Below are 20,387 nucleotides of genomic sequence, written 5' to 3'. Positions count from 1 at the left end.
GACTTTGCCGAACTTACTCAACCCTCACGACCGTCGTTTCCGATACTACCAGCACAGATCGTCCGTTTGGGCCCTCGAGGTAGGGCCAGGACCAACGAAACTGCACCTCTAACAGGGTGCCTGCGACAAGGGTAGTGGGAAGTATGACCGCTCCATCAATCTCGAAATGGTTCTCGAAGTGTTTGGCCGCCGGCTTGCTGATGGCAGCGGGCACCGACCGGCTGCTCGCCGACGAATACTATGATATGAAGGACACCAGCATTTACGTGGACAACACCGACCACGATTTGCAGTTCTTTTCGCCGGTAAATTTCGATTTCGAGAATCGACCGATCGGCCAACCCAACGGATATATCTTCCGCTACGACAAATTGAGCTGGGCAGCGACTGGCGAACGGGTAACGGTAGGCGACCCAAATGAGGTTGTGTTGTCCGAATTGATCTACGGAGACAGCCCTGCCTCGATTGACAGCCCACCACCGCTGTATCAAATAAACAATAGCATTCAAGATGCTCCACCTGATGCCGACTTCGGTTGGGGCAATCGATATGAAATAGGATATCGAGCGGGAAACCACACATGGTCGGTCGGAATCCTCGATGGCCCAGAGATGAAAGGCCAGGAAGTCTTTGGCTTCAACAGTATCCAAGTTCCGAATCAGCTTCCACTAATTCTTAATGTGAATGATCCCAACTTTGATTTTGAAGATTTTCTCTTCGAGAGCGGAGTGCTTGGTCCACCGGGCGCTGGCAGCGACGACATAGCTACCTCACGGAATGGTTGGGGAAGTGTGCATGTCAATTTTAGAACTCCAACAGGATTTCTAAGTGGGTTTGTTGACTATAACGTGAATGGCGAGGGTAATACCCAATCCCCGAATGTTGCAGGCCCAGGCCGTGCTGTTCAAGTTCTTGTACTTGAAGTTGATGCCAATGGCATTCCTCAGGTAACTGAAATCACGCTGATAAGTGGCGCGGATGGACAGGCGGATGATCTAAACGGTAATACCTTACCTGGCTTTTTCTTTGTGGTTAACGCTGATGACGAAATCATTGCAACTGGCGTTGATTATGGCGACTTGCACCAGTTCAATGTTGCATTCGAGCGAATGGAAGTTCGCAATAGCACTCGTACCGATGGCGTGGAATTGATGAAGACTTTCACGCTCGACAACAAGCACCTTCCCGTCAAGCGGCAAGGAGATTTCGCTGAAATTGGTGTGGGTGTGCGGTACCTTAACATTGATGACAAATTCACCTTTGATGGTGCTGGCGGCATTCTAGGTCGAACTTATGCTACGACTCAGGCGGAAAATCAGATTGTCGGACCACAGATTCGAGCGAGGTGGTCTCGGCAAGTCAACCGCTGGAACTTCGGTATCGATGGGCGCTTCCTGTTTGGTTACAATATTCAGGACCTAAGCCAAGATGGAGCGATCGGGGAAGACCTTAATCCCGGTGCCGTGAATTCTCCCATCTTTGCTCAACCGCATGCCGTCTCCTACGGTCGTCAAGAAAACGACTTCTCACCAACGGCGGAGTTGCGAGTCGAAGCGAGTTATCAAGTCACGAGTGCTCTGGCAGCTCGGCTAGGATATACCGGTATCTTTGTAGATAACATCACAAGAGCATCGCAAATCGTGAACTGGTACATACCTGACCTCGGCATGACCGAAGGCAGCCAGCAAGAAATCTACATCAACGGTGTGGACTTCGGCTTCGACGTGGTTTATTAACCAAACGATTGATTTACAAACGAAATTCAGCCCCGGGCGCAAGGCCGGGGCTTTTTTATTGAACTTGTTCCTTCTGCGCATAAAAAATGCTGGTGGATTTCAACTCGCGAAATCGCCAGCATTTAGCGTTTGATCGCCCTACAAATACCTAAGCCTTGATCTGCGCGGTATGCAGTTCACGCAACTCGCCAAGTTCGCCTTCCAAACGATGGCGCAATGGACTTTCGGGCCGTAATTCGTTGAGCAAGTCTTCAGCATTCTCAAAGACCTCTGGCGAAAGGCCATTCTTGAATAGCCGGCTCCAGCTTCGGGAGACTTCGTTTTCAGTAAGCAAAATAGTATTCCTTATACGATCAAGCGTGAGATCAAGATCATTAACTTCTTCTTCATTATCATTGCTGCTGCGATAACCAGCAAGTCTTCTGCTATTTCCCGCGAAAAAGTCGTGCGGAAAAATTGCAGAACTTGGCTGTAAATACGTTAAGGCTTGTCAAAGTTACCGGTTACGGATCAACTCGCTTTGGGGGACGGCGGTGTTAACCTCTGGCGAACCTGACGATTTTGTCATTCCCGCAAGCTCGACATGTGAGGCAACCGGATCACGTTATCCATGGCGAGCTGGCCTTATGGAATATCCGGTGGGGATCATGGCAATCCGACAACATAGCTAGGATTGGCTTGCTACTACAGGCGAACAGTGCCGATTGAAAGGTCATGATTGTCCAAAAAACCTTGTAAATACGGCACTTCGGATTTACCCCCGGCAGGGGGTGCGTAGACCATGCAGGCCCTTTACAATAGTGGTTTGGTTTTCTCGCCGGTACAGCGGTTATTGGCGTGGTTGCAGTTTACGGATTGCCGCCATGCACTGCGTATGGCACCCGCCTTACTCCCCGCAGCCCGCATCAACCGCTTTGGCGAGGTCTGGAGACAACAGGCATCGGTAACATCTCGGTTTAAGTTCCGCTTAGCACATTGTGGGTGGCCGCTATGCTGGTAACAAGCTTAATGGCCTGCTGACACGCTGTCTGGTAAGTTCAAGAAATTGGTAGCAACCGTGCACCTCGATCATCTTCCCGGTTCGTTTTTTGGTCCCGCGAATCTGCTGGAGCTCCTCCAGCACCGCGCACTCCATCAAGGGGATGACGTCGGTTTCCGATTTGTCGTCGACGGTGAGCGGGAAACCGTTGAATGGACTTATGCCGACCTCGACCGCAAAGCACGAGCCATCGCTGCCTCTTTGCAGTCGCTTGATCTGGAAGGTGAACGCGCACTGCTCCTGTATCCTTCGGGGCTGGATTTTGTCGCCGCGTTTTTTGGTTGCCTCTATGCAGGCGTGACGGCGGTCCCGGCCTATCCGCCACGTCGCAATCGCAACATGGCGCGAATCGATTCGATTGCCAACGACGCCGAAGCCAAGATCGCACTGACAACGGTCGACGTGCTTGAACGCGTACAAACCATGATTGGCGATACGCCCGCGCTTCAGCAACTTCGTTGGCGGGCGACGGACCAATGGAACGAAGACTTGGCCAATAATTGGCGACGCCCCGATGTGCATGGCGAGACACTCGCCTTCCTGCAATACACGTCGGGTTCGACTGGCACGCCTAAGGGGGTCATGCTGTCGCATGCCAACCTGATGCACAATTCGGCAATGATTGCCTATGCCTTCGAGCACACACGCTCGGGTAACGGCTGCTTCTGGTTGCCGCTCTATCACGACATGGGGCTCATCGGTGGTATTCTCCAGCCGCTCTACATGGGCAAAGCCAACACTCTGTTCTCGCCGACCCACTTCTTGCAGAAACCTGTGAGATGGCTACAAATCCTCTCGCAAACGGGCGCCACTATCTCCGGCGGGCCTAATTTCGCGTATGACCTCTGTGCAGAGAAGATTACAGCTGAACAAAAGAAAACACTCGATTTAAGCCGCTGGACCCTGGCTTTCAATGGAGCCGAACCTGTTCGTGCGGAAACCATCGAACGCTTCAGCGCAGCCTTTGCGGAATGCGGTTTCCGCCGCGAAGCGTTTTATCCTTGCTATGGTTTGGCCGAAGCAACGCTGATCGTCACGGGTGGCTACAAGCAATCGCCGCCGGAAATTCACTCGTTTGATGTCGCCAACCTCGAAAAGAATTTGGTTGTCGAAACGAAGCCTGGTGCCGAAGGTTCGCGCATGCTGGTTGGCAGCGGCGGCAATCTGCTCGATCAACAGATCGTGATTGCCGATCCCGAAACCTTTGCCAATCTGGGCAATGGCCGCGTGGGAGAGATCTGGGTTTCTGGCCCCAGCGTCGCGCAAGGATATTGGAAACGCGATGATCTCACCAAGCAAGTCTTCCAGGCACGTCTCGACGATGGTCGTGGGCCGTTCTTACGCACAGGCGACTTGGGCTTTCTGCTCGATGGCGAGCTATTCGTCACGGGCCGTTTGAAAGACTTGATCATCATCCGCGGCGTGAATCACTATCCCCAAGATATTGAAGACACTGTTCAGGCGGCTCATCCCGACGTGGTTCCCAGCGGAGGCGCTGCGATTGTCGTGGGTGATGAAGGCAACGAACAACTGGTGATCGTCCAAGAAACGGTGCGCCGCCGCGATCTCGATTTTGCTGAAATCACCCAGGCGATTCGCAAGCGAGTCTCACTCACACACGATATTCCCGTCTCGGCCGTTGTGCTGATTAAGGTAAGCAGCATTCCCAAGACTTCCAGCGGCAAAATTCAACGTCACGCCTGCCGCGATGGCTATCTCGCCGGCACCCTCGCCGCGGTAGCAACTTGGTCAGTGGAGTCGGGAGACGTGGTGGTCGCTCCTTCAGTGCGTCGCGAACGAGGAGAAGAATCGGATTGGGTTGAAGAGGGCGATGTTCGTGAAAAGCGACTCGAACACGAGAAGCCCGCCGCACTGAATGGCTCGGCTGTTACCGAGAAACCCACACCATCTAAACCTGCGGGGAAGATTCCCGTCGGACAAACGGCCGAGATCGCAGAAATCGTTTATGCCAAGGTCCGCCAAATTGGTCGCGAGCGAGTCGGCGAATTGGATTGGGATTCCAACATTCTTGAGTTGGGTCTCGATTCACTCGAACGGATGGAAATCGTCGCTTCGCTCGAAGAGACGTTCGGGGGACGTTTCCCCGAATCGGTGCTCCCCTCAATGGAAACCTGCGGCGAAGTTGTCGAAGCGATCCAGCAATACATGGGGGGCGGGACGAAACGGCGGGCACCAAAACCCTCTGACTACGTCGTTCCCGATGAGGATTATGACTTTCCTAAGTCGGCTGAATATATGCGACTACAGGAAAACTTCCGCATGGCCCAAAGCACCGGTCTGCCCATTCCCTTTTTCAACGTACATCAGGGCATCACAAACGATCGGGCACAAATTGGTGGCAAAGAGTACATCAACTTCAGCAGCTACAACTACATCGGCATGTCTGGCGACCCCGTGGTTATCAACGCTGTTCAGGAAGCCACCGCCAAGTTCGGCACGAGCGTTTCTGCGAGCAGATTGGTCTCGGGGCAGAAAACAATCCACGTAGAACTCGAGCGGGCGCTGGCCGAATTTATTGGCACGGACGACTCAATTGTCTACATCGGCGGGTATTCGACCAACGAAACGACGATCAGTCACTTGTTTGGCCCCGGTGACATGATTTTGCACGATGCGCTGTCACACAACAGCATCTTGCATGGTGCCATGAGTTCCGGTGCACGTCGCCGACCCTTCCCGCACAATGATTGGCAAGCTTGCGACGAGATACTCACCGAGCTTCGCCACGAATATCGCAAAGTGCTGATCGTCCTCGAAGGCGTGTACAGCATGGACGGCGATTATCCCGACCTCCCCAAGTTCGTTGAACTCAAGAAGCGTCATAAAACTTTCTTGATGGTCGACGAAGCCCACTCGATGGGAACAATGGGGCTGCACGGTAAGGGTATGTCCGAATACTTCGACATCAATCCCCGCGATGTCGATATGTGGATGGGCACTTTGAGCAAATCCTTCGGTAGTGCGGGCGGGTATATCGCCGCATCCAAGGAACTTGTTCAATATCTCAAATACACGGCGCCGGGCTTTGTGTATAGCGTAGGACTTCCGCCGCCAAGCACCGCGGCAGCACTCGCGTCGTTACGACTGCTGCAAAAAGAGCCCGAGCGCGTTCACAAACTCGGACACAACTCGCGTCTGTTCCTGCAGCTTGCTAAGGACGCGCGGCTCGACACCGGCCTTGGTAACAACACGCCCGTCGTGCCTGTGATCACCGGCAACTCGCAGAACGCGCTCCGGCTGGCGCACGCGCTCTTCGAGCGTGGTATCAACGTGCAGCCGATTATGTATCCGGCCGTCGAAGAGAGTGCAGCCCGATTGCGTTTCTTCATTACAAGCCTCCACACGGACGAACAGATTCACGCAACCGTGTCGGCTACTTCCGAGGAATTGGCAAAGATCGATCCCAATTACAAACGACGGCTCGAAAACTCGGCAGTCACGGCGGGGGATTCGGCCGTTTTTCATTAGGATTATTCGTCCTGTGCCGACTTTACCGTCTGCTCACGCCCATCCTAACTCCTGATTTGCGTTTGCTTTACCGCTCCTACCCAGCCGACTAAACTGAATAGTGATGGGGAGAATGTTGGTCGTCGTGCGCGCACAGCGATCAGGAAACCATGCTCAAGGATTCCAATCACGGTCGCCCGGTAGCTTGTGCTGTCGAAACTTGTCGCATCGGCTTGGTGTTTGAAAATCCTTGTCAACTGTCTTAACCGCTGGAGGGCTCCCCATGTCCCAAGCCATTGTCGATCCCGCCGAGTTGCGGCGGTTTGCTCATCAGCTCTCCCAGTTCAGCAACGAACTCGAAGATCGCGTGAACACGCTCGCCAGCCAATTGCACGGACTCAACAGCAGTTGGCGGGATCAAGAACACCACAAATTCGCTGAAGAGTTTGAGCACCACCTGAAGCTGATCGCGCGGTCGATTGAAGCCTCGCGCGAATACGCGCCGTTTCTGCTCCGAAAGGCCGAACGCATCGAAGAATATTTGCAGCAAAAATAAGCCTCCTCCAGTTATCATTCCCCAATTGAGAACAAGCATGTCGGGACCCGCTCAAGTCCGTTCGGTGGCAGCGATTGAACGCTTTCGCGCGTCGCTCGCCGAATTTGAGCAGCGCGTGCGTAGCGCCCTCGACACGCTATCAAGCGAACTCAATCGTGCGACCGATTGGCTTGATCACGCTTGCCCTCGCTATTGGCAACAACAAGAAAAAGACGCAGCCGATGCCGTGCATCAAGCCAAGCTTGATTTGGAGCGCTGTTTGATTTTCCCCATCGCGGGGGAAAAACCATCCTGCCGAGAAGAGAGAGCCGTCTTGAAAACCGCCCAGCAACGTTGGGAATATTGCCGTGAAAAACGCGACTTAGTCCGTCACTGGCGAGGCGTGTTGCAACATGAGCAATATGAGTATGAAGGCCGCCTTGGCCATTTACGCAGGCTACTGGAGACTGATCTACCTGCCGCCCGAGCTAAGTTAAGTTTGATTATCAGGAGAATTGAAGGTTACACGATCGAACGCCCCCCCGAATCGTATGAGCCGAGCCCAACCCTGCCGATACCGAACCAACCCGAGTAAATATCATGCGACGCATCGATCTTGATACCAGTGCCGCCCAATTGCACAGCGCTCTGAAGGATTTGCAGCTTGCCTGGCACGTCACTTGCGAATCGTGGAACGATGGCGTGAGCCGCCAATTTGCCGAGCAACATCTCGATCCGCTGATTCCGTCAGGCCGCATGACCATTGACGCGGTCAATCGGATGCGCGACCTGCTCGGCCGTATTGAACGTGAATGTAACGAATAGAAATTGAATTTAGGACTACCCAAACAGCGTGACTGACGTGCAACTTTCCACCCGCCGCGAATTGGAGCTGATGCAATATTTGCAGCAGTTGGCCGATGCGCGCGCCGCGGAAGAAGCACGTTTGGCAACGACCCTGACTACAGAATTAGTCGCGGCAGAAAAAGAACATCAAACCACACTCAACAAGCTAACCAAGGACTTTACGGAAAAACGTCGCAGCTTGGAGAACGATTTCGCAAATGCCAAGCTCGCGGCGGGGCAGGAGCTACGTGATACCAAGGCGGAATACACGGCCAAGCTCGAGGCCGAGCAAAATCAAATCGCGGCCGACCACAGTCAGCATGCCTTGATGCAGGAACGCAAACACAAGGAAAAACAGTGGGAAGCAATGGCCGTCTTCGACGCTTCCAAAGACGCGCCACAACAAGCGTTGGACCAAGCCGGTAAGCGGATCCACACACGCAAGCTGCAAGTCGACGCTCTCGAACGCGATGCCCTCACTTTGCTTGCGATGCGCAATCTCAGCAAATTTGCTGACGCAGTTTCAACTGAGATTCCCGCTCAGGCATCCACCAATGAACAAAACGCCGAGGAGCAACTCCAGGCGTCAGTCAGCGAATTGCAACGCTCGGTCATCGAGCTCCAAGCGCAGACATTGCCTGCATTGCTTCTCGAAGGAAATCGCGTCTTTATCTGGTTGGCTCTGGCAATCATCGCGATATTTTTGCCAATGGTATTCTTCTCAGGGCTTTCACTAGTTAGTACGTCCTTGGGAGCCATCGTGGCGGGAACTCTTCTGGCTGGCGGCGGTTATTTGTTGCTCAAGCCGCGTGCGGTTAAGCAATCTCTCGATCAATATTCTCGGATCAAACAGAACTTGGGGATTGCCAGGCGTTTGGAAACCTCAGCTTGGCAGGGGGCACAAAATCGCAGTCGACTTGAAGCCGAGGCTATTCATCAGCGCAAGCAACACGATCTGGTAGCCGCTCAGGACGAGCGAGACAAAACCCTCGCCGAAGCCGACGTTAAAAAAGCAGAACTGCTCGCTCAAACGCAACAGCGTTTCAACGCGCGGCTAGCCGAAGCCCAAGCTCGGCATCTTTCCGTTTTGGCGGCTGCGGATGAAAAGTATCCGCCATTGTTGGATCAACTCGCCACCGATCGGCAAGCAGCCTGGCAAGCGAATGAAACTCGATACTCAAACCGCACGACCGCAGCCAAAGCGCAGCATGCCACCGAATGGGAGCAGATGGCCAATCGCTGGCATGCTGGCTTTCAAGAGGTTGCCGGTGAGCTTGCTGCCATGCAAACGGCCTGCGATCGATTTTTCCCTGATTGGAACGATGCCGAATGGCAAGAATGGCCACGACCAAAATCGATTCCTCCAGTAATTCAGTTCGGTCGCTGCCAGTTGCCGCTGCAGGCAGTCAAAAATGGTATCTCCCAAGATCCGCAACTCGTTCCCGCACAAACTCAGCTCGCCCTTCCCGCATGGATGTCGCTCCATGAGCATCCGCGCATGGTGATTACGGCCGATGGACCAGGACGCGCCGTTGCCGCCGAGTTGTTGAAGCTCATGATGTTTCGCTTCTTAACTGCCGTTCCTGCCGGGAAATTGCGTTTCACCATCATCGACCCGATGGCTTTGGGACAGAATTTTGCGGGCTTCATGCATCTGGCCGATCACGATGAACAACTCGTCGGGAAACGGATTTGGACCGACCCGCGACAAATCGAAGAGCGGCTTGCACTATTATCCGATCACATGGAACGGGTCGTCCAGAAATATCTGCGCAACGAATTCGCCACGATCGACGAATACAACGCTCAGGCAGGCGAAGTGTCCGAACCTTATCATGTCCTCGTGGTTGCCAACTTCCCCGGCGGGTTGAGCGACGCCGCGATTCGCAAACTCAAAACCATTGCCATGACCGGCCCTAAGTGCGGCGTGTTCACGTTGATGCATATCGACACTTCCGTCAAATTGCCGATGGATTTCAGCATCGCGGATATCTTGAATGGTTCGGTCCACTTAGATTGGTCTGAGGATCGGTTGAAGTGGAAGTATCCGCTGTTCGAGAAACTTCCGTTGCAGCTTGAATCATTGCCCGCGAAAGACAAACTCAACGAGTTGCTACGGCATGCTGGCCAAGAATCACGAGCCGCCAGCCGCGTGGAAGTGCCATTTGCCGTGGTCGCACCTCCGGTGGACAAAATTTGGTCGGAAACTTGTGATAATGAATTAATCGTCCCCGTTGGTCGCGCCGGCGCGAACGAATTGCAATCCTTACGACTCGGCCGCGGCACGGCCCAGCATGCCTTGATTTCCGGCAAAACGGGTTCCGGCAAGAGTACGTTGCTCCATGCACTCGTCACGAATCTTGCGCTTCGCTATAGCCCCCAGGAAGTCGAGTTTTATCTGGTCGACTTCAAGAAAGGCGTGGAATTCAAAACCTACGCCACCCACGAATTGCCACATGCCCGCGTGATTGCCATCGAAAGCGAACGCGAATTTGGCGTCAGTGTGTTAGAACGGCTTGATGCGGAGCTCCAGCAACGGGGCGAAATGTTCCGTGAACTCGGCGTGCAGGACTTGGCGAGCTTTCGACAGAAAACAAAACATATCTTGCCGCGTGTCTTGCTGATTATCGACGAGTTCCAGGAACTCTTCGTTGCCGACGACAAGCTGGCCCAGGATGCGGCGCTCTTATTAGACCGTCTGGTGCGGCAAGGCCGTGCTTTCGGTGTGCATGTGCTGTTAGGTTCGCAAACCTTGTCGGGAGCTTATTCGCTTGCTCGTAGCACCTTGGGGCAAATGGCCGTCCGGATCGCGCTGGAATGCAGTGAAGCCGACGCCCATCTGATTTTGAGCGACGACAACCCCGCGGCTCGATTGCTTTCGCGACCGGGCGAAGCGATTTACAACGATCAGAATGGCACGGTCGAAGGCAATCATCTGTTTCAAGTGGTTTGGCTGTCCGATCAGCAGCGCCAAGAATATCTGGCGGAGATCCGCGCGAAACATCAAGCCGAAGAAGCGACTTCCCAACCTGCCATCGTGTTTGAGGGAAATGTTCCCGCCGATCCGCTGCAGAATGAACAACTCGTCAAGCTGCTCACAACTGACGGCGAACAAACTGTCAGCGAGCCAAAGATTTGGCTCGGTTCGGCGGTGCGGATCGAGCCGCCAAGCCAGATGACGTTTCGCCGACAAGGAGGCAACAACCTTTTGATCGTGGGCCAAGACGAACCATTGGCACTCGGCATATTGACCACTGCCGTGGCAGGATTGGCCGCGCAACTTAATGGTGACGCCTCCCAAATCGAAATTCTCGACGGCACACGGCCCGAGTCTCCCAATCATGGTGCTTGGCAAAAATTTGCCGCCAATTTGCCCGCCAAGGTTTCCGTCCATGTCCCGCGCGATGCTTCACGAATCATTACGGAGCTCGCCCAGGAAGTGAAACGCCGCCAGGAAAGTCCGGATACGAGTTTCGAACCTCGCATTTTGGTAATTCATGATCTCGCACAAATTCGTGATTTACGACTCACCGAAGAAGATTTCAGTTTCTCCCGAACGACCAACGGCAATGCCACTTCCGCCGACAAACGCTTCCGCGAAATCTTGCGCGAAGGCCCCGCGACTGGCGTGCACGTGCTCATCTGGTGCGATTCGCATAACAGCCTGATGCGATTTGTCGATCGCCTCACCATGCGTGAAATCGATTTCCGTGTGGCCTTGCAAATGAGTCCCGTGGATTCCACGAGTCTCATCGATTCCCCCGCCGCAGGTCGGCTCGGCGAGCATCGTGCCATCTTCTATCGCGACGACACCGGTTCGCAAACCAAGTTTCGCCCCTATGGCCGGCCGAGCGACGATTGGCTCGCGTTTCTGGCTGAAAATCTGAGCACAGAGCTCAAGACTGAGTGAGAAAATATTACAGGAGGTAACAGAGTGAGCAGAGTCATGAAAACGCGACCTTGGTACTCCTTTCGCTGGAAAATTCTCTTCTGGATCGCTTTACCATTTATTGTCATCACAATCTCTGATGTGTTCGCTATGTGGATGATTTCGCCACAATCTGCCATTGAGAAGGAAAATATTCAACAAGCTCCTATAAATGAAAACAATTGAAGGTATTGCCAATCTTAAATTCTCTGTTCCCTCCGCTTCCTCCTGTAAATATTCCCCTGTAAGATTCTCTTGTACTACTCTTCTTTTCTTATGGAGGATTGCATGAATTCCCCCTTCTCGCGCCGGCAGTTTGTTAAAACGGCTCTCACCACCACGGCCGCTACACTCGCCGCGCCGGCCATTCTCACTGCAGCCAAGACGGCTAAAAACATGATCATCGGCACGGGCGAGCATCAATACGAAGTGCTCCACCACTTCCCCCAACTTCCCGACAAATACCGCTGGATGACGACGCACAACGTCGCGTTCGATAGCGAAGGCAATCTCTACGTTATTCACGAAGGTAAGATCGATCTCACGGACCATCCCACGATCTTTGTGTTTGATCCATCCGGCAAATTCATTCGTGCCTTCGGCGAGCAATTCAACGGCGGCGGGCACGGCTTGGAAATTCGCAACGAAGGGGGGCAAGACTTTCTGTACGTGTGTGCCTATCAGCAGCAGCGTTCCTTCGCCAAGCTCGACACCAAAGGCGAGCAAGTGTGGCGGAAGGGCGCGCCGATGGAAAGCGGCTTGTATGCCGAGGGCGAAGACAAATTTCCGCGTGCGAAAGATGACAATCCCTGGGAACGGAATCGGTTCATCCCCACGAATATCGCTTTTCTCCCCGATGGTGGCTTCTTTGTGATTGATGGCTACGGGGCTTACTGTGTTCATCGCTACGATGCCGACTCGAATTGGCAGAGCACGTTTGGTTCGGTGGGCCAGCTCGCTGAACGCAAGGATGGCACATTCAAGCTGCCGCACGGGATTTGGATCGATAGTCGCGGTGAGGAACCACTCATCGTTGTGGCCGATCGGGAATTTGATCGGCTGCAATGGTTCACGCTCGACGGCAATCATCGCGAAACGCTCGATGGTTTTCTCTGGCCGGCGAATGTCGACATCCATGGCGATGTGATGGTCGTTCCCGAGCTTGTGGCGCGCACGACTTTGCTGGATAAGAACAACAAAGTCATTGCCCACTTGGGGACCGATTCCGAGCGGATTCAAAAGAACAAAGCAGACACCGGTGGATTCAATATCCGCACCGATGAATCACAGTGGCAGGATGGCAAGTTTGTCCATCCGCACGACGCCTGTTTCGATGCCGATGGCAATATCTTCGTGGCTGAGTGGGTCGCCACGGGTCGGGTTAGCAAGTTGCGACGGGTGTAGTCGCGCGAACTTACATGGCGATTCTCAGCGCGGAACAAGTTCCGCCGCAAAATTCGGGCTTTTTGTACGCCTCGACATTCCTTCTTCTCGCCTTAAAATGGGTGGTTTCTCAACTGACAACTATCGCATTTCTATATTCCGCATTGCATCTGTTTAAGACTAGAAGGAACCCTCCGCATGAGCACGATCGTCGATATCCATGGCCGCCAAATTCTCGATAGCCGCGGTAATCCCACCGTCGAAGTCGACGTCACGCTCGCCGATGGCACCGTGGGCACGGCCGCAGTCCCTAGCGGGGCGAGCACCGGCGCACACGAAGCTTGGGAACTCCGCGACGGCGACAAAGCCGTTTACATGGGCAAAGGGGTCAAGCAGGCCGTTGAGAACATCAACACCAAGCTCGCCGACGAGCTCATCGGCATGGATGCGCTCGATCAAATGGCCGTCGATGGCCTGATGCTCGACTTGGATGGCACACCCAACAAAAAAAGCCTCGGTGCCAACGCGATCCTGGGCATCTCGCTGGCCACGGCCCACGCGGCCGCTCGGTATTGCGAATTGCCGCTCTATCGCTACCTCGGCGGTTCGAACGCCCGGTTGTTGCCCGCCCCGATGATGAACATCCTCAACGGTGGTCAGCATGCCGACAATAATGTCGACGTGCAAGAATTCATGGTCATGCCGCTGGGGTTTGACTCGTTTAGCGACGCCTTGCGTTGCGGTTGCGAAATCTTCCACAACCTCAAGAAGGTCTTGCACGACAAAAAGCTCAACACGGCCGTCGGCGACGAAGGGGGTTTTGCTCCCGACCTGAAGGCCAACGCCGAGGCGTTCGACGTGATCCTCACCGCCATCGAAAAGGCTGGTTACAAGCCGGGAGAGCAAGTTTGGTTCGCGATGGACGTGGCCAGCACCGAGTTCTTCGATTCCAAAAAGAAGGTTTACACGATCGACGGCAAGGAACTCGACAGCGGCGCGATGGTCGACCTGTTGGCCTCGTGGGTCGACAAGTATCCCATCTGCTCGATTGAAGACGGCTGCAGCGAAGACGACTGGGAAGGTTGGAAGCTGCTCACCGACCGCATGGGTAGCAAGTGCCAGCTCGTGGGGGACGACTTGTTCGTCACCAACGTCGAACGTCTACAACGCGGCATCGACCAAGGGATCGGCAACAGCATTCTGATTAAAGTCAATCAAATCGGTACCCTCACGGAAACCATCGACGCGATCAATCTGGCCCACCGCAACGGTTACACGAGCATTTCGAGCCATCGCAGCGGCGAAACCGAAGACGCGACGATTGCCGATCTCGCGGTGGCATGCTCCACAGGCCAAATCAAAACCGGCTCGGCTTCGCGCTCCGACCGCATGGCCAAATACAACCAGTTGCTCCGCATCGAAGAGCAACTCGGTGACGCGGCGCAATACGCGGGACCATTGTTTAAGTACAAATAACTGGCGAGCCGGATGCGTCAGCTTCCGGTTTCGGTCAGAAGTGGTGAAAACTTTGGACGCCCAGGGATTGCAATCCCTGGGCGTTTTGTTTGGGGTACGCGCTCTGCGAATAGCGCGCTCCGCGTTGCTTCGCGGCGAACGTACAGAATAACTTGGTTGGAACCTTGGGGCAAAATTCTGTATCCGCTAGAATGGAGACATGCCTAAACCTCCGATCACCGATTCGCCCTGGCTTTGGTTCGCGTTGTTCACTGCGGTGGGGCTGACCGCGCTCGTGGCCACGGGGGGCAAGTTCGGAGCGCGGCAAGCGAACATTGAACGCAAGGCTCAAGCCCGCGCGGCGGTGGCGGAAGGGCTCGACGTTAAACAAGATGCGAGTGGCAAGAAACTGGCGACGGGCGTTCCCAAGTATTCCGCGCCAGGGGAGACACAGATTCGACTCGTGCCGTTGGCGACGGTGTTGGGGCTGATTTGCGCTGGGTCGCTGGCGATGTTAGCGAGAGAGAGGTTGTTTAACCACGAAGAGACAAAGGACACGAAGAAAGAGACATGATCAATGAATCGGTTAATTCAATACTTTGTGTCCTTCGTGCCTTTGTGGTGAAAATCGAATCGTGAATCTCTTGCTTGAAAATCCGCTGCCGATTTGGGCCCTCGGCGCCGTTGGGCTTACGATCAGCGTGATCGTGTTTCTTGCTAAGCGGTCGCTTGGTTCGATGCTGGGCGTGGCGGCAGTGATTGGGATCACTGTGCTGCTGTTGTTCATTGAAAGAGCGGTCGTTACGCCCACGGAAGAACTTGAACAAGCGGTCGCAACCGTGATGGCCGCTATCGAAGTGAATGACCTCAACGGCGTGCTGACGCAGATCGATCCGCAGGCCGCGCATGTCCGCCACGATGCGGAAACGCTGATGCCGCAGGTGAAAGTCAAAGAAACGGGGGCCACGGCCGTGCGGGTGGAGATCGACGGCAACGCGGCCCCAGTCAAAGCGACGACATTCTTTCGCGGACGCATCGACGGCACGCACACTCGCAACGGCGTGCGTCTGTTCTACTTCGATCAGGTCGAACTCGATTGGCACAAACCGTCTGACAAGTGGCTGATCACCGACTACCGTGCCAGCTTTCGCGGCAAGCCGGTGAAGGCCTCCGAGGGACTGCGCGGAATTCGCTAATCATTCGGCTGGTTATTCCACAGATCTTCACGTGGGGGCGGAATCGGTTGGAAGAACTCGCGGGTCGACTCTCGCCGCTGCACGCCATCGCGGTAGCCGTCGGCGGCATCGGGATCGAGGCGACGAGGATCGGGGCCTGCGGAACCGTAGCCGTAGCTGGGCGAGGTCACATCCCAGGGCGGCGGATAACCAGGACCATTGCCGTGATGGCCACCGCCACCCCAACCAGGACCGTAACCGCCCCCACCGCCGCCACCGGCGTAGCCGCCGCCATAACCTCCGCCGTAACCGGGGAAGCCAAAACCACCACCGAAGCCGCCGCCAAAGGAACCACCCGATACGGTCGAACCCCGCCAGGCGTCGTGGAATCGTTCCCACTCGGCATCGAGACCGCCGCGGCCATTGCCGTAGCTGGTGACTTGGTAGTTGGTGCTGGCCGAACCATCGGCACCACGCAGCACCGTGCGATTGCGGCTGTAGCCACTGGTGACCAAGCGTGGATCGTCCAAAGGCTCGACAGGTTCAATCCGATCGTACTGCGCGACACGCGCATTGGTTTCGGGATCGTGCGTGTAACGACTCCGCGCGAAGACCCAGCTATCGGGCCTCGATACATAAGGTGCAGCCGTGGCGAGGGGGTAGGCACCACAACATTCACTAGCGCGGGAGCGCGTGGCGAAGAAGATGGCAACCAAAGCGGCGGCAAACACCAACCGCCAAATGAGCGAAGGGATGCGAGTGTTCATGTTGTTCATCAGAGGAGGGAGGAGAGGGCAGGGGAGAGAAGCGAGGAGGAGGGGGATTTTGAAAAGGGGGTTTATTAGCCGCGATTCAACGAATCGCAGGGTCTTACTTTCATTGTAATTACGCTATCGAACTTCAACCAAAAAATGACTCGAAAGCGGATGGGTTTTGGGTGAGGGTTGCGCGGATTGGTGCTGCTGAAAACCCTCCCCTAGCCCCTCCCAGAGTACTGAGAGGGGGATATTTTATGACTCTTCTTCAATCGCAACGGGGGCGGTTTCTGTGTCTGCGGGTTGCCAGATTTTGAGTTTGTGATCTTCCGGGTCGTAAATGTACTCCACGCCGGGATCCAGTTCCGGTAAGGCAATTTGATTATCTTGAATGATCACTTTCATAAACTCTTCGTGGGACTTGGGATAATGCCCTTCGTTTCCGTTATATATTTCGAGCGCGCGCTTCATATTGTTAAAGATCATCGAGTGCTCGGCATAAAAACGAGCCCCCCCGACGGCACCCAGGTAGCCACCCGCGGCGCGGGATTTCTTACCCTTCGAGGGGTCGAGGCCGGTGAGTTCGCGAGGCGTGCTGGTAACAGCTGATGGTTCGTTGGGATTGGGGGAACCCGGGTTGGCCGACGTAGCTGCCGCTGGATCGGTTGGCGATGCTGCCGCTTCTTCGCCGAGATACTTGGCACGAAGTTCAGGCGTCGCCTCGGCAGGGCGCCAGATCTTCAGCAAATGATCGTCGGGATCGTAAAGGTATTCGTCGCCGGGTTCGAGTTCCGGAAGCGGCAGCACTTGCGGGCACATTTCCGGAATGAACTTCTCCATGAATTCTTTGTGGTCCTTCGGGTAATGGGAATGAATGATTTCGTACTGCAGCAGGGCCGGCTTGATCACGAGATTAAAAGTGGTTTCATTCTTAACCCACGGCATCGATTGCATCGTGCTGCCTAAGGTGCCACCCGCGCGGCGGGAGAGTTTGCCTTGCTTGGGATCCTTGGGGTGAATCTCGCGGGGGACGCCACTGGTCATCGGTGGTTCCCCTTCGACGCCCGACATATCAACGCGGCCATCGGGCAGGAACGCTTCGGGGTCGACATGGGCCGCTCGGTCGTAAGCCGAAGGCTCGGCTGCGGGAGTGGTCGCAGCAGCGGTTGTGTCTGTCGGAGCAGCAGCCGTATTCCCAGGAGTTGCCGCCGTGGTTGCCGGCTGAGCGGGCGCAGCAGCTTGGGGAGGTTCCAGTTCCGGAACTTCACAGCCGGAAATCATTGCGATCACGCATAGGAAATAGGGAATGGCCTTCATGATAAGAATTCCGTTGTGTTTTATGCTTTCCAAGTTTGATCTTTTTGAACACTAATAAATCGCTGATCTTCGCAAATGAGATCAGTGGTTATTAGTGATGATTAGTGTTCCGCCCGTTGTCTTAAGCTTTCACTTTTTCAAACTTCCAGTCACGCATTTCGCTGAGCATCGCGGTATGCGTCATGTCGAACTTCAATGGCGTCACCGTAATGTTGCCTGAACGCAGTTCTAACAAATCGGTGTCTGCCCCCGGCGGTGGGTCGGGTTGCAAACCGTTGGCCCAAAAGTAGGGCCGCCCGCGGGGGTCCATTCGTGCCTGAAAATCTTCTCCCCAGGGAGCGGTCGCCATCGGCACGAATTTCACTTCCGCCGGATTGGTCAACGCCCGCATGGGGATGTTCAAATTATACAAATGTCCGGCCGCGTCTTTTTGGGCGAGCATTTGTTTGATGATGCCCGCCGCCTTTTCCGCGGCTATGTCGTAACGCGGGGCGTCGTGATATTCGAGCGACACCGCGATGCTGGTGATTCCAAAAAAGGCTCCTTCAATGGCCGCCGCCACGGTGCCGGAGTACAGCACGTTGATACCGGCGTTCATGCCACTGTTGATCCCGCTGACGACCAAATCGGGCCGTTCCGGCAGTAACGCACAAACGGCCAGCTTCACGCAGTCGGCGGGACTTCCTTCGACGGCCCAGCCACGCCGCTTGCCATCCTCGGCGAACACTTCCCGGGCCATCAGGGGGGTCAGGTACGTGATCGCATGCCCCACGCCGCTTTGTTCGGTGAGGGGGGCAGCTACGGTCACGTCACCCAGTTTCCGCAACTCACGTTCCATGGCCGCCAGGCCCGGTGCATAGATGCCGTCATCGTTGGTGAGCAAGATTCGCATGCCGTAAATATCCGTGTGGCTAGGAGTTCCGTCGATACTTAGAATTCCACATCATAGCGGGTCTTTGTGCTGAAATTCAACGCGATGGTGTGAAAATGCAACATTGCCCGAGACCGGCGATTCGTCGAATCGCGGCTTTCTTCGAGCCTCCACGCCACTAGCAACTCCCCACCCCACCCTTATAATGGCGAGTTTCCCACCCGATTGGGAACGAGGACAGTGAATTGTCAGGGTCGAGGATGGCCCGACTCGCTCCCGCTGAAAGAACCATGACGGTCACTCCGCCAGTAGCTGAACGCAGTACCGCCGCCGAGCGAGTGTTGGTGCTGGACTTCGGTTCACAGTTCGCCCAACTGATCGCCCGCCGGGTCCGCGAGCAGCACGTCTATTGCGAAATCGTGCGGCACAGCATCACGGCTGAGCGTGTGAAAGAGCTCGCGCCGATGGGGCTGATCCTGTCGGGCGGGCCGGCCAGCGTGTATGACGACGGCGCCCCCAAGTGCGATCCCAAGCTGTTTGAGCTGGGCATACCAATTCTTGGCATTTGCTACGGAATGCAGCTTGCTTGTCAGGCTTTGGGAGGCAAGGTCGAAAGCTTCCCCGCGCGGGAATATGGTCGCGCCGAATGCGAGATCACAGCCCAAGACAATTTATTTGATGGCGTGGCGCGGCAGACGCAAGTTTGGATGAGCCACGGCGATCAGGTTTCGAACATCGCCGAGATATTCGAACCGCTCGCCCACACGCATACGTGCCCCTATGCGGCGGTGAAGCACCGCAGTTTGCCGATTTATGGATTGCAGTTTCATCCCGAAGTGACGCACACCCCCGAGGGTGGCAAGATGCTCGCCAACTTCTTGCATCACGCGTGCAAGACCACGGGAACTTGGAAGCTGGGTGACTTCGCCGACCAGACGATTTCTCAAATTCGCCAGCGCGTCGGTTCCGATCGTGTGATCTGCGGATTGTCGGGGGGCGTGGATTCCTCAGTCGTCGCGGCGTTATTAGCCGAAGCCATTGGCCCACAGCTTTCGTGCATTTTGGTCGACAACGGCCTGCTGCGGCTTGATGAAGAAAAGGCCGTGATCGAGGAGTTCACCAAGCATTTCAAAACCGATCTGCACGTGGTGAAGGCCGAAGATCGATTTTTGAACGAGCTGGCTGGGATTATCGATCCGCAAGAAAAACGCCGCCGGATTGGGCACACCTTCATTGATTGCTTTGCGGAAGAAGCTCAGAAAATTTCGGGAGCGAAGTTCCTGGCTCAGGGGACGCTGTATCCCGACGTGATTGAAAGCGGCGCGGCCGTGGATGGCCCAGCCGACACGATAAAATTGCATCACAACGTGGGGGGGCTCCCCGCGGAACTGGGCTTCGAACTGATTGAGCCGCTGCGGGATTTATTTAAGGACGAAGTTCGCCGGCTAGGGCTTCAGTTGGGCCTGCCGGAAGAAATCGTGTGGCGGCATCCGTTCCCGGGACCGGGCTTGGCCGTGCGTTGTTTAGGGGAAGTGACCCGCGAACGGCTCGACGTGTTGCGGGCCGCGGATGCCATCGTCGTGGGTGAAATTAAAGCCGCGGGGCTGTATCGAGCAACTTCGCAAGCGTTTGCCGTGTTGCTACCGGTGCAAAGTGTCGGCGTGATGGGCGATAGCCGCACGTATGATAATGCGCTAGCCGTACGATGCGTGAACACCGACGATTTCATGACCGCCGATTGGAGCCACTTGCCCTACGATTTGCTCGCCCGGATTTCGACGCGAATCATTAACGAAGTCAAAGGGGTCAACCGCGTGGTGTACGATATCAGTTCCAAACCGCCGGCAACGATTGAATGGGAATAAAATATTCACTCAGA

The 20,387-nt window shown here is 55.2% G+C and carries 15 protein-coding genes; 11 read left to right on the top strand and 4 right to left on the bottom strand.

Features of this window, described 5'->3' with window-relative positions:
* The first annotated feature begins 143 nt into the window (after positions 1 to 143).
* The gene (locus SH678x_RS09215; RefSeq protein ID WP_496922610.1) at positions 144 to 1,736 is read left to right on the top strand and encodes a BBP7 family outer membrane beta-barrel protein; all 1,593 of its coding nucleotides are present in this window, start codon (positions 144 to 146) and stop codon (positions 1,734 to 1,736) included.
* 148 nt (positions 1,737 to 1,884) lie between these two features.
* Here SH678x_RS09215 and SH678x_RS09210 read toward each other — a convergent pair whose 3' ends face one another.
* The gene (locus SH678x_RS09210; RefSeq protein ID WP_496922609.1) at positions 1,885 to 2,070 is read right to left on the bottom strand and encodes a hypothetical protein; all 186 of its coding nucleotides are present in this window, start codon (positions 2,068 to 2,070) and stop codon (positions 1,885 to 1,887) included.
* 723 nt (positions 2,071 to 2,793) lie between these two features.
* Here SH678x_RS09210 and SH678x_RS09205 point away from each other — a divergent pair.
* The 9 genes from SH678x_RS09205 (at position 2,794) to SH678x_RS09165 (ending at position 15,586) form a co-directional block, all read left to right on the top strand.
* A complete protein-coding gene (locus SH678x_RS09205; RefSeq protein WP_496922608.1) occupies positions 2,794 to 6,264 on the top strand; it encodes an aminotransferase class I/II-fold pyridoxal phosphate-dependent enzyme in 3,471 nt (1,156 codons plus the stop codon).
* A 262-nt stretch (positions 6,265 to 6,526) separates the two neighbouring features.
* The gene (locus SH678x_RS09200; protein WP_496922607.1) at positions 6,527 to 6,799 is read left to right on the top strand and encodes a WXG100 family type VII secretion target; all 273 of its coding nucleotides are present in this window, start codon (positions 6,527 to 6,529) and stop codon (positions 6,797 to 6,799) included.
* Between the two features lie 37 nt (positions 6,800 to 6,836).
* Entirely contained in the window at positions 6,837 to 7,373 is a 537-nt protein-coding gene (locus tag SH678x_RS09195) for a hypothetical protein (RefSeq protein ID WP_496922606.1), read from the top strand.
* A 5-nt stretch (positions 7,374 to 7,378) separates the two neighbouring features.
* Positions 7,379 to 7,603: a hypothetical protein gene (locus SH678x_RS09190; RefSeq protein ID WP_496922605.1), complete on the top strand. Its 225-nt coding sequence runs from the start codon at positions 7,379 to 7,381 to the stop codon at positions 7,601 to 7,603.
* Between the two features lie 28 nt (positions 7,604 to 7,631).
* Positions 7,632 to 11,534, top strand: coding sequence for an FtsK/SpoIIIE domain-containing protein (locus tag SH678x_RS09185; RefSeq protein ID WP_496922604.1), 3,903 nt, complete (start codon positions 7,632 to 7,634; stop codon positions 11,532 to 11,534).
* Positions 11,535 to 11,840: 306 nt separating this feature from the next.
* Positions 11,841 to 12,956: an NHL repeat-containing protein gene (locus SH678x_RS09180; RefSeq protein WP_496922603.1), complete on the top strand. Its 1,116-nt coding sequence runs from the start codon at positions 11,841 to 11,843 to the stop codon at positions 12,954 to 12,956.
* Positions 12,957 to 13,133: 177 nt separating this feature from the next.
* On the top strand, positions 13,134 to 14,411 hold the full coding sequence (eno, locus tag SH678x_RS09175) for a phosphopyruvate hydratase (protein ID WP_496922602.1): 1,278 nt from the start codon (positions 13,134 to 13,136) through the stop codon (positions 14,409 to 14,411).
* Positions 14,412 to 14,610: 199 nt separating this feature from the next.
* Entirely contained in the window at positions 14,611 to 14,964 is a 354-nt protein-coding gene (locus SH678x_RS09170; protein WP_496922601.1) for a hypothetical protein, read from the top strand.
* A gap of 61 nt (positions 14,965 to 15,025) precedes the next feature.
* The gene (locus tag SH678x_RS09165; protein ID WP_496922600.1) at positions 15,026 to 15,586 is read left to right on the top strand and encodes a hypothetical protein; all 561 of its coding nucleotides are present in this window, start codon (positions 15,026 to 15,028) and stop codon (positions 15,584 to 15,586) included.
* On the opposite strand, the gene SH678x_RS09160 is transcribed toward SH678x_RS09165, so the two are convergent.
* The 3 genes from SH678x_RS09160 to surE all read right to left on the bottom strand — a co-directional run bounded on the left by SH678x_RS09160 (position 15,583) and on the right by surE (position 18,529).
* On the bottom strand, positions 15,583 to 16,332 hold the full coding sequence (locus tag SH678x_RS09160; RefSeq protein WP_496922599.1) for a hypothetical protein: 750 nt from the start codon (positions 16,330 to 16,332) through the stop codon (positions 15,583 to 15,585). The genes SH678x_RS09165 and SH678x_RS09160 overlap by 4 nt on opposite strands.
* 243 nt (positions 16,333 to 16,575) lie before the next feature.
* Positions 16,576 to 17,637: a hypothetical protein gene (locus tag SH678x_RS09155; protein ID WP_496922598.1), complete on the bottom strand. Its 1,062-nt coding sequence runs from the start codon at positions 17,635 to 17,637 to the stop codon at positions 16,576 to 16,578.
* Between the two features lie 121 nt (positions 17,638 to 17,758).
* Positions 17,759 to 18,529 (bottom strand): 5'/3'-nucleotidase SurE, encoded by a 771-nt coding sequence (gene surE, locus SH678x_RS09150; protein WP_496922597.1) that lies wholly within the window; start codon positions 18,527 to 18,529, stop codon positions 17,759 to 17,761.
* Positions 18,530 to 18,768: 239 nt separating this feature from the next.
* On the opposite strand from surE, the gene guaA reads away from it, so the two are divergent.
* Positions 18,769 to 20,373: a glutamine-hydrolyzing GMP synthase gene (gene guaA / locus SH678x_RS09145; protein WP_496922596.1), complete on the top strand. Its 1,605-nt coding sequence runs from the start codon at positions 18,769 to 18,771 to the stop codon at positions 20,371 to 20,373.
* Positions 20,374 to 20,387: the final 14 nt, after the last annotated feature.

This window comes from Bythopirellula superficialaquae, from assembly GCF_059632245.1.
This window is presented reverse-complemented; position numbering and strand designations above follow the sequence as displayed.

What these genes read in the sequence shown, in the direction of transcription:
- SH678x_RS09215 (WP_496922610.1), top strand. Translation starts at nt 144, where the DNA reads ATGACCGCTCCATCAATCTCGAAATGGTTCTCGAAGTGTTTGGCCGCC.
- SH678x_RS09200 (WP_496922607.1), top strand. Translation starts at nt 6,527, where the DNA reads ATGTCCCAAGCCATTGTCGATCCCGCCGAGTTGCGGCGGTTTGCTCAT.
- SH678x_RS09195 (WP_496922606.1), top strand. Translation starts at nt 6,837, where the DNA reads ATGTCGGGACCCGCTCAAGTCCGTTCGGTGGCAGCGATTGAACGCTTT.
- SH678x_RS09190 (WP_496922605.1), top strand. Translation starts at nt 7,379, where the DNA reads ATGCGACGCATCGATCTTGATACCAGTGCCGCCCAATTGCACAGCGCT.
- SH678x_RS09180 (WP_496922603.1), top strand. Translation starts at nt 11,841, where the DNA reads ATGAATTCCCCCTTCTCGCGCCGGCAGTTTGTTAAAACGGCTCTCACC.
- eno (WP_496922602.1), top strand. Translation starts at nt 13,134, where the DNA reads ATGAGCACGATCGTCGATATCCATGGCCGCCAAATTCTCGATAGCCGC.
- SH678x_RS09170 (WP_496922601.1), top strand. Translation starts at nt 14,611, where the DNA reads ATGCCTAAACCTCCGATCACCGATTCGCCCTGGCTTTGGTTCGCGTTG.
- SH678x_RS09160 (WP_496922599.1), bottom strand. Translation starts at nt 16,332, where the DNA reads ATGAACACTCGCATCCCTTCGCTCATTTGGCGGTTGGTGTTTGCCGCC.
- SH678x_RS09155 (WP_496922598.1), bottom strand. Translation starts at nt 17,637, where the DNA reads ATGAAGGCCATTCCCTATTTCCTATGCGTGATCGCAATGATTTCCGGC.
- surE (WP_496922597.1), bottom strand. Translation starts at nt 18,529, where the DNA reads ATGCGAATCTTGCTCACCAACGATGACGGCATCTATGCACCGGGCCTG.
- guaA (WP_496922596.1), top strand. Translation starts at nt 18,769, where the DNA reads ATGGCCCGACTCGCTCCCGCTGAAAGAACCATGACGGTCACTCCGCCA.